The 17,009-nt window shown below is 35.8% G+C and carries 11 protein-coding genes; 9 read left to right on the top strand and 2 right to left on the bottom strand.

Going from position 1 to position 17,009, the window contains the following annotated elements:
• Positions 1–362: 362 nt before the first annotated feature.
• The 6 genes from B0M43_RS15260 to B0M43_RS15235 all read left to right on the top strand — a co-directional run bounded on the left by B0M43_RS15260 (position 363) and on the right by B0M43_RS15235 (position 7,615).
• Complete coding sequence (locus B0M43_RS15260; RefSeq protein ID WP_065449721.1) at positions 363–797, top strand: DUF1810 domain-containing protein; 435 nt, start codon at positions 363–365, stop codon at positions 795–797.
• A gap of 148 nt (positions 798–945) precedes the next feature.
• Positions 946–1,296, top strand: coding sequence for a hypothetical protein (locus tag B0M43_RS15255; RefSeq protein ID WP_078007460.1), 351 nt, complete (start codon positions 946–948; stop codon positions 1,294–1,296).
• 494 nt (positions 1,297–1,790) lie between these two features.
• Positions 1,791–2,486, top strand: coding sequence for an ABC transporter ATP-binding protein (locus tag B0M43_RS15250; protein WP_065449719.1), 696 nt, complete (start codon positions 1,791–1,793; stop codon positions 2,484–2,486).
• Positions 2,487–2,515: 29 nt separating this feature from the next.
• Complete coding sequence (locus tag B0M43_RS15245) at positions 2,516–4,810, top strand: TonB-dependent siderophore receptor (RefSeq protein ID WP_078007461.1); 2,295 nt, start codon at positions 2,516–2,518, stop codon at positions 4,808–4,810.
• Positions 4,811–4,815: 5 nt separating this feature from the next.
• Complete coding sequence (locus B0M43_RS15240) at positions 4,816–6,267, top strand: DUF3526 domain-containing protein (protein ID WP_078007462.1); 1,452 nt, start codon at positions 4,816–4,818, stop codon at positions 6,265–6,267.
• A 1-nt stretch (position 6,268) separates the two neighbouring features.
• Positions 6,269–7,615, top strand: a complete 1,347-nt coding sequence (locus tag B0M43_RS15235) for a DUF3526 domain-containing protein (RefSeq protein WP_078007463.1) — start codon at positions 6,269–6,271, stop codon at positions 7,613–7,615.
• A 147-nt stretch (positions 7,616–7,762) separates the two neighbouring features.
• Here B0M43_RS15235 and B0M43_RS15230 read toward each other — a convergent pair whose 3' ends face one another.
• Entirely contained in the window at positions 7,763–9,691 is a 1,929-nt protein-coding gene (locus tag B0M43_RS15230) for a glycoside hydrolase family 97 protein (protein WP_078007464.1), read from the bottom strand.
• 232 nt (positions 9,692–9,923) lie between these two features.
• Positions 9,924–10,964 carry an aldose epimerase family protein gene (locus B0M43_RS15225; protein ID WP_078007465.1) on the bottom strand — a complete coding sequence of 347 codons (1,041 nt, stop codon included), beginning with the start codon at positions 10,962–10,964 and terminating at the stop codon, positions 9,924–9,926.
• 137 nt (positions 10,965–11,101) lie between these two features.
• On the opposite strand from B0M43_RS15225, the gene B0M43_RS15220 reads away from it, so the two are divergent.
• From B0M43_RS15220 to B0M43_RS15210, 3 genes are all read left to right on the top strand, one after another.
• Positions 11,102–12,010: an AraC family transcriptional regulator gene (locus tag B0M43_RS15220; RefSeq protein ID WP_078007466.1), complete on the top strand. Its 909-nt coding sequence runs from the start codon at positions 11,102–11,104 to the stop codon at positions 12,008–12,010.
• 128 nt (positions 12,011–12,138) lie between these two features.
• Positions 12,139–13,548, top strand: a complete 1,410-nt coding sequence (locus B0M43_RS15215; RefSeq protein ID WP_078007467.1) for a sugar porter family MFS transporter — start codon at positions 12,139–12,141, stop codon at positions 13,546–13,548.
• An 18-nt stretch (positions 13,549–13,566) separates the two neighbouring features.
• Positions 13,567–16,878: a DUF5107 domain-containing protein gene (locus tag B0M43_RS15210; RefSeq protein WP_078007468.1), complete on the top strand. Its 3,312-nt coding sequence runs from the start codon at positions 13,567–13,569 to the stop codon at positions 16,876–16,878.
• Positions 16,879–17,009 lie beyond the last annotated feature (131 nt).

Below are 17,009 nucleotides of genomic sequence, written 5' to 3'. Positions count from 1 at the left end.
AAATAAAAACTTTCCGGCACTGCTCCCGATAACTATCGGGATTGCGAGATTATTTTTTTTACATTCTATATACTTCTACAATTTCGCGCAAAGGCGAAGGCGCCAAGTTAAAAACTTAAAAGAATCAAATAAAAACTCTGCGCCTTTGCTGCCGATAGCTATCGGGATTGCGCGAGATTATTTTCTTTACTTCTAAAACAAAAATTTCTCTCAAACCAGCTAAAATTTCCGATAAATACTACAGATAATTTCCCGCTTAATATATAGAAAAAAAGAGACGTAAAAAAAACTTTCAGAATACTTCACTTTATTTATTTTCAGTAGTTTTACGACCTGATTGCCCCAAATAAAATCAGTACATAATGGCTTACAATAATAAAGAATTGGTTCGTTTTCTTGACGCGCAAAATAAATTATACCTGTCTGCACTTTCAGAAATTAAAAAAGGTAAAAAAGAATCTCCGTGGATGTGGTTTATTTTTCCGCAGATAAAAGGGCTTGGCTCTTGTGATACCTCAAAATTCTACGAAATTAAAAATGCTGATGAAGCAATCGCTTTCCTTGAACATCCCATTCTGGGGAAACATCTTATCGAAATTACGGCCGAATTAATCAAAACAGACGAAAAAACGGCTGAAGATATTTTTGGAAATCCTGATAATGAAAAATTACAATCGTGTATGACTTTGTTTGCCAGCGTTCAAAATTCGGAACCCATATTTGAGGAAGTATTAGATAAATATTTCGACGGATCTTCTGATTTTCATACGCTGCAATTGTTGTATAGTAATTTTTAAGAAGAAGCATTTACTATTTTGAGTTTCTATTTTTAAAATTAATATTCAATTCCGGTACTTTTTTAATTAAGATATCTATCTTTGCAACCGAGTTGCGTTAGTTAAAAACTCATGTACTCGCCATAAACAAAGGATTTCCAAAACAAGAATGAAAAAGAAAATTGTCTTAATTAATCTTTTTATGTCTTTGACTGTATTGTTCGCAATGCTGTTTCAGACTGTGCATTCTTATGAGCATATTTACAAGCAACTCACAGAGAAACCTTGTGATCATCAATATGTTGAAGGACAAAAACAAATTACACACAGTCACACTGTCGACGGCAATTGCCACATTTGTCACTTTGCTTTTAGCACATTTATTCCCAACACATTTCAATCTTTATCTTTTCAAAAGGTAAATACCCAAACTTCTTGTGTATTCTTTAATACAAAAGTGGCTTCAACCTTCTTTAAAGGCAGTCTTTTTGCCCTTAGAGCGCCTCCTGCCCTAATTTAGTTTACTACATTTTATTCGAAAAATTAAGAATGCTTCTTCCGGATCAACACACATTTGAACTTTAGAATTAAGCATTTAATAGTGAGAAAGAATTCAATATTCTCTTTTTATTATTTCAATAATAGTCTAAAATTTCAATCTTGGGATAAGTTATTGACAATGAAATGTGATATTGAAAAATGTCATATTGAAACGTCATATTGAAACGTCATATTGAAACGTCATATTGAAACGTCATATTGAAATGTGATAATAAATGCACCCCAACGGTTGAAACCGTTGGTTATGTTTTTTTACTTTATTAAGATTAGCTGATCATTCTTATTTTCAAAGACAAATTAATTTCTTTCTACAAAAACCGTAGTAAACTACCACTATCCTCGCAATTTAAACTGTGACTGCGACTGTCAATAACTGCGACTGAGACTTGAGACTGCGACTGAAAAAACCGCGACTGAAAAACAAAATTAAATCATTCCAAATACATAAAAACTATGCTTATAGCTGAAAACCTGACCAAGAAATATGGCCAACATACTGCTTTGAATAAATTGAATTTAACCATTAAAGAAGGTGAAATCTTTGCGCTTTTAGGTCAGAATGGTGCCGGAAAAACGACTACAATTAATCTCTTTCTGGGTTTTATTGAGCCAACAGAAGGAGAATTGAAAATCAACAATATCTCGGTTATAGAAAATGCTCAGGAAACCAAAAAATATGTTGCTTATATTCCTGAAACTGTAATGCTATATCCTAATCTTACCGGTTTAGAAAACCTGAAATTCTTCTCATCTCTTGCCGGATTTAAATATTCTACAGGCGAACTGACTTACTTCCTGACTAAAGCAGGTTTACAAGTCACAGCTCACGAACAAAATCTTGGCGGATATTCTAAAGGAATGCGTCAAAAAGTAGGTATTGCTATTGCCATTGCCAAAAAAGCAAAAGTATTGTTGCTGGATGAACCTACAAGCGGATTAGATCCAAAAGCTTCAAACGAATTTTCGCAAATCCTGAAAGAACTTTCTGCAGACGGAACGGCAATTTTGATGGCTACACACGATATTTTCAGAGCCCGAGAAGTTGCTTCGCATATTGGGATCATGAAACAAGGCAATCTGGTAACAGTTATTGAAGCCGATAAAATATCGGCAAATGAACTGGAAGACTTGTATTTACAAACGGTATAAAAAGGAATTATAATTTCCATTAACATAAAATGAAACATATATATCCTTTTATATTTTTAATCATTGGTACTCAATGCGTACAATCTCAAATCATTAACAAAAAAACCAAAGACAGCATTGCGCCAGACTCTGTAAAAGTGGCCAGAAATGAATTGCAAACAGTTGAAATAGTTGGTCGTTCATCAAAAAAATACAACAGCGATTATTCGTTTGCTGCCACAAAAACTGCGGCTTTAAACAAAGATATTCCGCAATCAATATCGACAATCACCAAAGAGTTAATTGCTGATAAAGGCGCTTTTTATCTTGCCGATGCCGTAAAGATGGCCAGTGGCGTGATTCCGGCGAGTTATTACAATCAGTATACGATTCGCGGTATCAGTCAAAATGAAGAAGGACAGATCATCAACGGAATGCGAACCCGTCAATATTACTTTTTACAGCCTTTAACTACCAATATCGAACGTGTTGAAGTGATTAAAGGTCCGTCGAGTGCCACATTTTCCTCTGTAGATCCGGGCGGAAGCATCAATTTGGTGACTAAAAAACCTTTATCTATCGATCGAAAAGAAGTGAGTCTGAGTGTAGGGAGTTTTAGTACTTTCCGCGGAAGCTTAGATTTTACGGGACCTCTTAACGAATCTAAAACTCTTTTGTACCGTGTAAACGGAGCCTATCAGGAAGCCAAATCATTTCGTGATTTAGTGAATAATAAGTCGTTTTTGATTTCTCCGTCTTTCAGTTATATTCCAAATGAAAAAACGGCTATTAATACTGAATTGATATTGAGCGACATGACCGGAATTCTCGATCGTGGTCAGCCTATTTTTGGTGCGGTTGCAGGAGTTACGAATTTAAATAAAACACCAATTAGTTTAAATTTGGGCGCTCCCAGCGATTTTTTCAAGTCGAAAGAAATGATTTTTACGACCAGTTTCGCTCATAAATTCAGTTCTAAAATAGGTTTTAATGCCCAATACATGAAACAATCCTGGACAGAAGATCTTCAGGAACACAGAACGACAAACGGTTTTGCGGTTGATATGAACAATCAGCCGGTAACCAGTCTGGCCATGATGCAATTTGTGCAACGTCAGCAATATTGGGATATCGATAATTTGAGTGCGTATTTTAATTTCGATCTAAAAACCGGAAAAATCAAACATAAACTATTGGCTGGATACGATTTAAGTTCTTGGAATAAAACCAAAGGCGGCGGACAAAATGCAGCAAGAGGTTATGTACTAAAAGACGGAACTGTAGCGGGTACTTTTGTTCCGGCAAACGCTGCCAATTATCAAACGACGACGATTGATGGTGTCATTTTACCAAAACCCAATGTCAATTATTTCAATTTGAATAATCCAACGTATACCATTACAAGCGCAGATGATTATACCTTAAATGTTAGAACAGCGCTGCCATCAGCATTGACAACGACAAATGCCATTTATATTCAGGATCAGATTCAGTGGGAGCAATTTATTTTTTTACTGGGTTTACGAAACGAATGGTTTGAAGACATTACCAATTATGAATCCAACAATGAATTGACGGTTAAAAAGTCGGCTTTATTGCCTCGCGTGGGTGTCACTTATGCCATTAATAATGAAATTAATGTCTACACAACTTATCTAGAAGGTTATCAGCCACAATCGAATACAGTGACTTTGATGCCACAAACCGGGTCTTTACCTGCCGGAAGTTTGTTTGATCCGCTTGAAAGTAATTTGAAAGAAGTGGGTTTAAAAGCGACTTTCTTCAATAATTCGATGAGTTTTAATGCAGCAGTTTACGAGATCAATCAGCGTAATATTTTGATGAATGCCAATGATCCGGCCAATCCAGATTTACTGGTTACCAGAGGTGCTGAAAGAAGTCGCGGTTTCGAGTGTGATCTGGCAGGTTATATCACGGCCGACTGGCAAATAAATGCTTCGTACAGTTATATCGATGCCAAAATTACAAACGATCGCGATGCTTCGCTAATTGGTGCCCGAAAGCAAAATACGCCAAAAAACAGCGCCAATTTATGGACACGTTATAATTTCAATTCCGATTCGGGTCTGAAGGATTTAGGAGTTGGTTTTGGCATGCAATACCAGAGCAGCAAAGTGCCGTGGTTTACAAGAGCTTTTACACTTCCTGATTTTACCGTTTTTGATGCCGCTGTTTACTACAAACCCAACAAAAGCAATATGCAAATTGCGCTTAATGCGGGTAACGTATTCAATAAAACATATTGGTTAGGTGCTCAGAATTACCTGAGATTATTTCCCGGTGCTCCCAGAAATTTTAGCCTGACTGTAACTTATAAATTTTAATTGGTATGAAATCATTATACATAGAAATTTTAATCGCCAAACATTTAAAGAACTCCGTTTTTAAGAATACGGCAGTTTTTATTATTACCCTTTTTATTGGGATCATTTTACTTTATGCTGCGTTTTCAGGTTGGGAAAATTATAGCAATCAAAACGAAACCAGCGAAAAATACCAGCACGAATCCAGAGAAGACTGGTTGAAAAATCCGGACAAAAACCCGCATCGTATGGCGCATTACGGAAATTTTGCCTTCAGAAAAAGTACGCCATTGAGTGTTTTTGAATTTGGAATGGAACCGTTTTTCGGGAATGCCATTTTTCTCGAAGCGCACAAACAAAATACCGCCAATTTCTCTGAAGCAGGATTTTCGAACAGTATGCTTCGATTTGGAGAAATTAGTATTGCCATGGTTTTGCAAATTTTATTGCCCTTATTGATCTTTTTCTTAGGTTTTAATGCAATAGCCGCCGAAAGAGAAGACGGAACTTTAAAATTGCTTTTAAGTCAGGGAATTAGCTGGAAACAATTAATAAGAGGTAAAATACTCGGAATTGCCAGCGTGATCATGATTCTTTTCGTTCCCACGATTATTGTATTGGTTTTGATCTGGTTACTGCTTCAGAATTTTAGCATTTCTGCTGATGAAACCATCAAAATGCTGTTGTTTATTTTGTTTCATTTTGTTTATCTGATCTTCTTTTGCATCATTGCCGTTTTAGTTTCTGCATCAAGCAAAACATCAAAAAAAGCATTGATTTCATTGATTGGAATTTGGCTGGTTTTTACCATTATTTTACCAAGAACCACTCAGGCAATTGGAGCTTATATTTTTGAAGCGCCATCGAAAATCCAGTTTCAGAGTGATATCGAAAAAGACATTCTTAAACAAGGAGACAGCCATAATCCGAATGATTTGCATTATAAAGCCATTAAGGATTCTCTTTTAAGCGTTTACAAAGTCGATTCGGTACAAAAACTGCCTTTCAATTATTCCGGATTTATTATGACCGAAGGCGAAAAAATAAGCTCCAGAATATACAATCAGCATTTAGAAAAATTACTTGAAGTGTATAAAAAGCAGAATAGTTTTTCTAAAACCGTTTCTTTTTTAAATCCCTATATCGCGATAAAAAACGTATCGATGGGATTATCGAATACCGATTATGATTCGTATATCGATTTTCAAAAACAGGCCGAAGAGTATCGCTATAACATGGCTCAAAAAATGAATGGTTTGCAGGTAAAATACATCAGTAATAAAAAACCTGGTCCTAATGACAAACCTTTAACAATCAACAAAGAACATTGGGCTGATGTGGCCGAATTTCACTATGAACCAAAAGGAATTCTGGAAGTTTTAAAATCCGAAATCGTTTCTGTTATCTCTATAATTCTCTGGATAATAATGCTTTTTGTTTTGATTCGAATTGCAGCTAAAAACCTTAAAGCCATTTAATATGTTAGCATTACTTTTTAAAAATTTCATACGATCTAAAGGAACCAAAATTGGACTGATTTTCCTTTTAGTAATTTGTTTTATAAGCCTTTTAATTGGACAACAATTTCAGCAAAAGCAACAAAATAATATCAAAGAAGCGGCACTTTATCAAAAAGAACATATTGCCCGAAATGCTGCTTTTCATAAAGACGAAATGGGGCTTCTGCTCTATTACATCAAATTTTCGCTGGTTAATGCAACTTTGCCCGTTAATAGTCTGGCAATTGGCCAGCGAGATGTAAACCCGTCGATACAAAGTGTTACCATTCGCGGTTTAGAAGGTCAGAAATACGATTCGGAACTTAACAATCCGAATAATCTTTTGTCCGGAAATATCGATTTTAGTTTTGTTTTGATTTATCTTTTTCCGCTTTTAATAATTGCGTTTTCTTATAATCTGGTTTCAGAAGAAAAAGAAAGCGGCACCTGGAAAATTGTCGCTACTCAAAGCCAAAACACTTTTTTGTACATCCTAAAGTTGTTTTATATCCGTATTTTAAGTCTGATTGCACTTTTAACGTTCGTGCTTTTTATAGCCGTTCTGTTTTTGAATATTCCGCTAAACCAGTCACTTTTTACATTTTACGGACTCGGAATTCTGTACATTCTTTTTTGGTTTGCTATTAGCTTTTTCATTGTTTCCTTACAGAAGAATTCCAACTTTAATGCGGTTATTTTATTAACAATTTGGTTGTTTTTGATTATTATTTTACCAGCCGTAATCAATACTTATATTGTCAATAAATTTCCAATTCCCGAAGCTTTGGAACTAACGGTAAAACAACGAAATGCCTATCATGAAAAATGGGATATGGATAAAAAAATAACGATGGATAAATTCTACAATCATTATCCGCAATTTAAAACTTATCCTTTGCCGGATAAGGAATTCAGCTGGCTTTGGTATTACGCCATGCAACAAGCCGGCGATGATGATTCGGCGAAACAATCTCAGGAATTAGAGCATAAATTACAGCAACGCAATAAAGCGAGTCAGCTTATAGCGCAATTTATTCCTACCTTACATACGCAGCTTCAACTCAACGAAATTGCCCAATCTGACTTAGGAAATCAGCTTTTATTTTTGAAAGAAACAAAGCTATTTCACGAAAAAATGCGTTTGTATTTTTATCCAAAAATCTTTGATAATGCCGATGTCAGTAAAGAAAACTGGTCTAAATTTAAAGTTAAAACGTTTCATGATCCGTCAGAAATCAGTTTTGCCAAAGCCTTTTTGCCTTTACTATTTTTCAATTTATTGTTGATTGGTTTTGGATGGAGGAATTTTAACCGCAGGGTATTTTAACCGCAAAGTTTTTTTACCGCAAAGCACGCAAGGTTTTTACGCAAAGTTCGCCAAGCTATTTCTACATATAGCTTTGCGAACTTTGCGTTTTATAAAATCCTGCTTAGCAAAAAACTTTGCGTGCTTTGCGGTTAAAAAAAAACTTACTTACTTTATAAACTGAATAATAAATCCGCCTTTTGGAGCTAAATTATATTGCCATTTTGAAGTTAAAGGATATGTTTCAACTTTAAATTCCATTAAAGGATCTTTTCCTTCGGAGATAATTCTGAATTTCGAAAAACCTTTACCGTATTTCTTAAGATCTATAGAAATTGGCTCTGCTGCATTTGTACCATTTATCCCAACAATATAAGAAAGATTGTCTTTTTGGCGTGATAAAACGATTGCTTTACCCGGATCTGCAATTATATATTCTGTTTTATCCCAGGTTGCAGGCATCTCTTTCAATAAATTTTTAAGTGCATCAGGAAGTGAATTAAAAACCTCTTCCGAATCGGCAAAATGAATAACACCCGAGGTATAAATCATCGCCATTGCAAGTTCGTGTGTTGCAGTATTTAAACGTGTATATTTTCTAAAAGTTAACGCAAACGGCGTATAATCTGCTGGTCCGGCTACGTTTCTTGTAAACGGTAATACCGTATTTTGTTCTGCTGCTTTTTCCGGAAATCTTGGCTCATAAAAATAACTTTCGGTCCCTAAAATAGCTTCTGCCGTTACAAAATTAGGCCAGGTTCTGTGCCAGCCTCTTGGTATTGTTGTACCGTGTAAATTTACCAATAAATGCTCTTTGGCGGCATCTTCAAAAACGCCTTGCAGCGCTGCCATAACCTCTTGACGATCTGAACACCAAAAATCTATTTTAACACCTTTTACGCCCATATTTGCCAGTTCCTTAAACCTGTTTTTTCTTTTTTGCGAATCAAAATATTCTGCCGAATATCCCCAAACTAATGGTTGAACTCCTTTTGACAAAGCATAATCAATAATTTTTCCTTCTTTATTGGCTTTTTCCCATCCGGCATCAAAAAGCGTATATCTGAACCCAAACGAAGCCGAAACATCCGTGAATTTATTGTACATCTCTGGCGTAAAATCTTCAGGATGTGACCACCAAGACCAGGCTGCTTTTCCCGGTACAATCCAGGAAGTATCTTCAATTTTAGAGGCTGGAGCCAAATCGGTAATCATCGTCGACAATAAAATATCACCGGCTTTATCACCAATCATAATTACTCTCCAAGGCATTGTCCATGATAAATTTGATTCTGGATATGCCTCTTTATCCGGCAAAGGCAGGGTAAATTTTTCGTCTTTTTTAGCAAATCCTATGCTGTAAATTCCATTCTTAGCATCCGGTAATAAATGACAGCCCGGAAATGTGCCGTCTGCTCCTGATTCTGCAATTAAAACCCAGTTTTTAGTATTATTTACATTAAAAAGCGCCGGCATACACCAACCTACAGATTCATTTCGCGCACCACTTATTGGATCGCCTGACTTTACATTAACATAAAAATCTTCATAACCTGGCGTATAATCTCCTGCTTTATTATACGGTTGAAGCCAGCCTTTTGCATTTTGTTCGATATGAAATCCTGTAATTTCATTGGTAACCACTCTTTTTTGATCTTCCTTTTCAGTAAACTTATATCGAAAAGCAACGCCTTCTACGCCGGCAATTAAATCTATTGTCATTAAAGCGCCTTGGTTGTTTTTGAATGTTACGCTTTTGCTTTTAAAAACATGATCTGCGACTTTATTATTAGCAACCTTAAGCTCGTACTTTTCACGTTTTTCTTCAACAGTTGAAACTTTTACAACCGATAAAGCAGATGTAAAATCATTGTTTTCGAAAGTCAAACCAAGCGGAGAATCTAAAATTATCGTTTTATCCTTGCGGGTAACTTTATAAGACAGCTTTCCTCCTTCGGCTAAAGACAATTCAATTTTATTTAGATTGTCTTTTGACTTCAGAGAAAGTCCTTCATTTTGTGCTTTAACGCTGACCTGTGCAAAAAATAGTGCAGGTATCAGCAAACTTAAAGAGCGATGAATAAACATTTTTTTCATTTATATAGTTTTTAAAGTTTAGTGGTTTGTAAAGTTTTTTAGAAAAATTTTTCAGCCACGAATTCACGAATTACTTTTTGCAAATCGTCGCAAAAAAAACGTGAACATTGTTTTACGTTAAGTTTTTTTAGCCACAAATTGCACAAATTTTCACAAATTAATTCGTGCTGATTCGTGGAATTACTTCGTCCGTTCGCTCTTTCAGGCTCGGGTCGTGGCAGAAAAAAATCTTTTAATCTGTGGCATATTTTGGAATCATAACATCAAAAGCATATGTAATCGTTTCATTATAAATCTGTCCTGCTTTGAATATGGTATTGGGGAAATTGGCATGATTAGGACTATCCGGATAATATTGGCATTCTAAACAAAGTCCGTCAAAAGGCTTGTATTTTTTTGAATGTTCGCCAATTGTTGTGCTGCTTAAATAATCTCCCGTATACAATTGTACGCCCGGATATGAGGTATAAACACGCATTAATCGTCCTGATTTTTCTTCGAATAATTCGCAGACCGCATTTTCATTGGCCGCATTTCGATCAAAAACATAATAGATATTCAGTCCGTTATTTTGCATAACATCGGTTAGTTTATAAGTAAAAAACAAATAGTGATCTGCCGGAATTATTTTTCCTGTCGGAATATAATCCGGAGTACTTTCGAGAATTTTAGTCGCCTGAATATTCAGTTTATGATGGTGTATTTTTTCAGCGCAGGCCGATAAATTAAAATAGGAATGATTGGTAAAATTGAGCGGTGTTGGTTCATCGGCTACAGCCAAAAATTCAATTTTAAGTTCGTTTTTATCCGTCCATTTATAAATGATTTTTGCGCTTATATTTCCAGGAAAACCGCCTTCTTCATTTTTGCTTTCTAAAGAAAAAACCACCGAATCTTCGTTTACAATAAAATCAAATATCTTGTTATTAAATCCTGCCGAACCGCTATGATTATTGTTTTTACCGTCATTTTTATCGAGATGAAAAGTTTTATTTTCGATAGAAAACTCGGCATTATTGATTCTGTTGGCAAAACGCCCAACCGTTGCTCCTATATATGAAGTATCTTTTAAATATCCCTCTAAAGATGGAAATCCAAGAACTACATTTTCTTTATTTCCATTTTTATCAGGCACTACTATGGACTTTACTACGGCACCATAATTAAGCAGTTCAACGGAATTTCCGTGAACATTGGTTAGTTTGAATTTAAAGATTTCTTTGCCCTCACAAACTCCAAAAGGTTCGTGTAAAATCTTATTATTAGGATTCATATTGATTAAAAAAAGAGATTGAAAACATCATTGTTATTCTAATGTTTCAAATGTAATTCTGATTATTTGCATCAAAATGGACATTTTTTCTAAAAACATGGATTAAATTACGATATTTGAAAAATAGTCTTATCAAAATGAAGAATTCAGCACAAAAGGAAAAAACAAAAGTTAAAGAAGGTTTTTTAGGACAGCGCATGATTGTGATTCCTAAAAACATACTTTCAGAAATTAAGCAAAATGCACTTATTGCCAGTTTGTATTTTACTGATATTGGCGTTTTCCCCAATGCAAGCCACCATGCGATCAAACGAAAACATGGAAGCAAACAATATATCCTGATTTATTGTTACAAAGGTGAAGGCATTATTAGTAAAGAAAATAAAACAATAACGCTCAAAGCGAATACCTTTTATATAATACCGCCGGAAGTGGCTCACGATTATTATGCTTTAAAACAAAATCCCTGGAGTATTTACTGGCTACATTTTACCGGACCGCACGCACCGTATTTCTATCAAAAATTCATCACCGAATTTCCGGACACAGCGCCCCAATTATCGCTGGAAGAAAGACGAATTGAACTTTTTGAAAATATTCTGGACGTTATGGAAGACGGTTACAGCGCCAGCAATCTCGAATATGCCAATCTGTCGTTATGGCAATTATTGAATGCCTTTTTATATGAGCGATTTTTCATCAAAAAAAACAGGATATTTTCAGAGGATAATACTATTGAGTCTGCCATTGATTACATGAAAAAACACCTTGATTTATCTTTAAAAATCAATGATGTGGCGGCTTATTTCAACTATTCATCTTCTCACTTTTTTACCTTGTTTAAGAAGCAAACAGGCTACTCTCCTATACATTATTTCAATTACTTAAAAATGCAAAAAGCCTGTCAGTATCTCAGCTTTACCACTATGAGCATAAAGGAAATAAGCTTTGCTTTGGGGTTTAATGATCCGTTGTATTTCTCCCGTTTATTCAAAAAAATAATGAGTACTTCACCTCAACAATATCGAACGGAATACAAGCAGTAGCGCAATTGTTTTCGTATTTTAGGATAAAGCACAAAAAAATCGTATTATAGTCCATCTATTCAAAAAAAATATCCATAAATCAAAGGTTCCCATTCTGCTAATTTTACAAAAGCTATTAAAACCTTTTTATGAAAAATTATAATTATACCTTTTTACTATCAATTAGCCTTGTCGCAGCATTGGGTGGTTTACTCTTTGGTTACGACTGGGTTGTAATAGGTGGTGCAAAACCATTTTACGAAATTTATTTTGGCATTTCAGATTCTCCGGCTTTACAAGGCTGGGCAATGAGTAGTGCACTTGTGGGCTGTGTTGCCGGTGCAGCCGTTGCAGGAAAACTGGCAGACACTTACGGAAGACGTCCCATGTTAATCGTTGCCGCAGCATTATTCTCTATATCGGCAATTGGAACTGGGGCTTCTGAAACCTTTACGATCTTTATTATCTGGAGAATTATTGGCGGAATCGGAATTGGGATTGCATCGACAATTTCCCCTTTATATATTGCAGAAATCGCGCCACAAGAAACCCGAGGACTTTTTGTTTCTATCAATCAACTTACCGTCGTTATTGGTATTCTTGCCGCGCAAATTACCAATATGTTGATTACCGAAGTTATTCCGGCTGGTTATTCTGACGCTGAAATTCTGGCTTCCTGGAACGGACAAACCGGATGGAGATGGATGTTTTGGGCAGGATTTTTCCCTGCGGTTCTCTTCTTTATATTAATGTTTTTAATTCCGGAAAGCCCGAGATATTTGGCTAAAAAAGGAAATTATGATTCGGCAGAAAATACACTTACCAAAATTGGCGGTTTGGCTTACGCCAAAGAAGCTTCGGTAAAAATAAAAGAAACGTTCTCTCATGAAACAGAGAAAACCGATTTCAGAATGCTATTGGACAAAAAAGCATTGCCCATACTTGTAATTGGGATCGTATTAGCTGCTTTCCAACAATGGTGCGGGATCAATATCATCTTTAACTATGCTCAGGAAATCTTTGTTTCGGCTGGTTACAGCATCAATGATTTGTTCATGAATATTGTGATTACCGGAAGCATCAACTTGATTTTTACTTTGGTTGCAATGGGTACAGTAGACAAAATTGGTCGTAAAAAGTTAATGCTTTTCGGTTCCGGCGCACTTGCCGTAATCTATGCTTTATTGGGTTATTTTTATTATACCAATGTTACCGGTTTCCCTTTATTATTACTGGTATTACTGGCGATTGCTATTTATGCAATGTCCCTTGCTCCTATTACATGGGTGATTTTATCTGAAATTTTTCCTAACAGAATCCGTGGTGTTGCGATGTCTGTAGCCACATTTGCGCTCTGGATCGCCTCTGCACTTTTAGTACAAACCTTCCCTATTTTCAATGAATATCTGGGTACATCAGGCACTTTCTGGTTGTACGGTATTATCTGTGCCTTAGGATTTGTGTTTGTATTTAAAAAACTTCCTGAAACCAAAAACAAAAGTCTCGAAGAGATTGAAGAACTGATGGTTTCTGATAAAAAATCAAAGAATATTCTATAATTTAAATTTCATTACATCATGCAAAAAGTAAATGTTTGGAAGGAAAAAATAATCCTGCCAACCTATGAGGTGGGCAAACCTGAAAAAAATCCTGTATTTATTGAGAAAAGAGTATATCAGGGAAGTAACGGATCTGTATATCCTTATCCGGTTATTGAAAAAATAGCAGACGAAAAAATCGACAAAGAATATCAAGCCGTTTATCTTGAAAATGAGTTCGTTAAAATAATGATCCTGCCTGAACTGGGCGGACGCGTTCATATGGCGTATGACAAAACCAAAGAACGTCATTTTGTGTATTACAATCAGGTGGTGAAACCGGCTTTGGTTGGACTTACCGGTCCGTGGATTTCTGGCGGAATCGAATTTAACTGGCCACAACACCACAGACCAACGACTTTTGATCCCGTTGATTTTACGATTGAAGAACACGAAGACGGCAGCGCAACAGTTTGGTGCAGTGAAGTCGAACGTATGTTCAGAACCAAAGGTATGGCTGGTTTCAGATTGTATCCTGACAAAGCGTATCTGGAAATTAAAGCGCAATTGTATAACAGAACATCATTTCCTCAAACTTTTTTATGGTGGGCAAATCCTGCTGTTAAGGTAAATGATGATTATCAATCGGTTTTTCCGCCGGATGTTAATGCTGTTTTTGACCACGGTAAACGCGATGTTTCGTCTTTCCCGATTGCAAAAGGAACGTATTATAAAGTCGATTATTCGCCGGGAACAGATATTTCGCGTTATAAAAATATTCCGGTTCCAACGTCGTATATGGCGATTGCATCCAAATATAATTTTGTGGGCGGATACGAAAATGATTCGAAAGGTGGATTATTGCATGTAGCCAATCATCATGTTTCTCCCGGAAAAAAACAATGGACTTGGGGTCACGGCGATTTTGGTCGTGCCTGGGATCGTAACCTTACCGATGAAGATGGCCCGTATATCGAATTGATGTGTGGAGTTTATACGGATAATCAACCCGATTTTACCTGGATTATGCCGGGTGAACAAAAAGATTTTACACAGTATTTTATGCCGTATCGTGATTTAGGTATTGTAAAAAATGCGACCAAAAATGCGATGGTAAATCTGGAAAGTATTGACAACAAATTGGTCATAAAAGCTTATACAACGGGCGTTTATCCTAATACTACAGTTACTTTGAAGAATAATGATACTGTTTTATTCCAAAAAAAATACGATGCTTCGCCGTACAATTCACTCGAAGAAACGATTGATTTTGAGAATACCTCTTTAGAAGGATTATCCATTTCCGTAACTGATGCTGATGATAAAGTTTTGGTTGATTGGATTTATGAAGGACCAAATGAAGACGAAATTCCTGAAGCTGCAAAACCTGCTCTTGCTCCGGAAGATATTGAGAATAATGAACAATTGTTCCTGACAGCACAACATTTAGAACAATACAGACACGCCACTTACAGCCCGATTCCGTATTATAAAGAAGCGATAAAACGTGATGCAGGAGATATTCGCTCGAATAATGCAATGGGATTGTGGTTGATGCGAAGAGCAAAATTCACAGAAGCTGAACCTTATTTTAGAACGGCTATTAAAACATTGACGCAACGAAATCCAAATCCGTATGAAGGTGAAGCTTATTTCAATCTTGGATTATGTCTTAAATATCAGAATAAAAACCAGGAAGCTTATGATGCATTCTATAAATCAACGTGGAATGCGGCCTGGCAAAGTCAAGGGTATTTTTATGTGGCGCAATTGGATTCTTTAAATGGTGATTTTGAATTGGCCTTGACACACATTAAAAAAGCGATTTCTAAAAATACGGAAGATCATAAAGCGTTGCATTTGCAAGTGGCTTTTCTTCGAAAATTAAATCAACAAGAAAAAGCACTTCAATTGGCCAATACGTATTTAGAAAATGATTGTTTCAATTTTGGATTGCTTTACGAGAAATACCTTTTAAGCAATGACAAAAAAGAGCTGAAATATTTCAATTCGTTGATTAGAAATAACATTCATACTTACATAGAATATGCTTTAGATTATGCTTCGGCAGGTTTATATAATGAAGCTGTAAATTTATTATCTGAAGGTTTAAAAGACGAAGAAACGTATCCAATGGCGTGGTATTATGCGGGTTCTTTCTATGAAAAATTAAATGATTTCGGTCAAGCCGAAGAATGCTTCAAAATGGCTTCTAAAGCAAAACCGGACTATTGTTTCCCTAACCAGATTGAAGCTGCATTGGTACTTCAAAACGTAATTCAGAAGCAAACCAATGATGCAAAAGCGTTGTATTATTTAGGCAACTTTTGGTACGCTTCAAAATTCTATGACGATGCTATTGCTTGTTGGGAAGAATCTGTAGCTATAGATGATCGTTTCCCAACTGTACATCGTAATTTGGCTTTGGCGTATTATAACAAATTAGAAAACGAACAAAAGGCACTTTCGAGTTTAGAAAAAGCATTCTCATTAGATTTAGAAGATTCCAGAATCCTAATGGAACTAGATCAATTGTACAAACGTTTGAACAGAGATTTGGTTTTCAGACTGGCTTTCTTAGAAAAACATCTGGAATTAGTGATTCAGCGTGATGATGTTTACCTTGAAAGAGTGGCTTTATACAATCTTTTAGGAAAACACGATAAAGCATTAACCTTATTACAAAACCGAATTTTCCATCCGTGGGAAGGCGGCGAAGGAAAAGTAAGCGGACAATATCTGGTTTCTTTAACTGAAATTGCTAAACAACAAATCTCCGAAGGGAATTACGATAAAGCGATCGAGCTTTTGGAACAAGCGCAAACGTATCCTGATAATTTAGGTGAAGGAAAATTACCCGGCGCTCAGGAAAATGATATTCATTATTGGTTGGGTGTTGCTTTTGAGAAAAAGAATAATCCGGAAGAAGCCAAAAACTGGTGGAACAAAGCAACTCAGGGCTTAGAAGAACCAACGGCAGCGATTTTCTACAACGATCAGCAACCGGATAAAATTTTCTATCAGGGCTTGGCTTTCTTAAAATTAAACCAACAATCTGAAGCTGATAAACGTTTTGAAAAATTAGTCGCTTACGCTAAAAAACACCTCAACGATTATGTTACAATCGATTATTTTGCAGTATCGCTTCCGGATCTTATGATTTGGGAAGATGATTTAGACAAACGTAACAAAATTCACTGTTTGTATATGCAGGGATTAGGACTTTTAGGTTTGGATAAAAAAGCGGAAGCTGAGCAAGTTTTTGAAAGTGTTTTATCTGAAGAGAAAAGCCATTCAGGAGTTACGATTCATTTGTCTTTATTGAAGAATGAGGAATCCGTTTCTGTTTAAGTTAGTAGTTTAAATATTAGATCTGACAGGTTTTGAAAACCTCTCAGGTCTTTGGAAACAAAAAAGGTTTGATGATTAATTTCATCAAACCTTTTTTTATTGTCATAATCTTGTCATTCTCAGAATAGAAT

Origin of the sequence: Flavobacterium sp. KBS0721 (assembly GCF_002007065.3) — a bacterium.
In the GTDB taxonomy this organism is placed as follows: domain Bacteria; phylum Bacteroidota; class Bacteroidia; order Flavobacteriales; family Flavobacteriaceae; genus Flavobacterium; species Flavobacterium piscis.
Note: the sequence above shows the minus strand (reverse complement) of the source record. Positions and strands in the feature narration are given on the sequence as shown.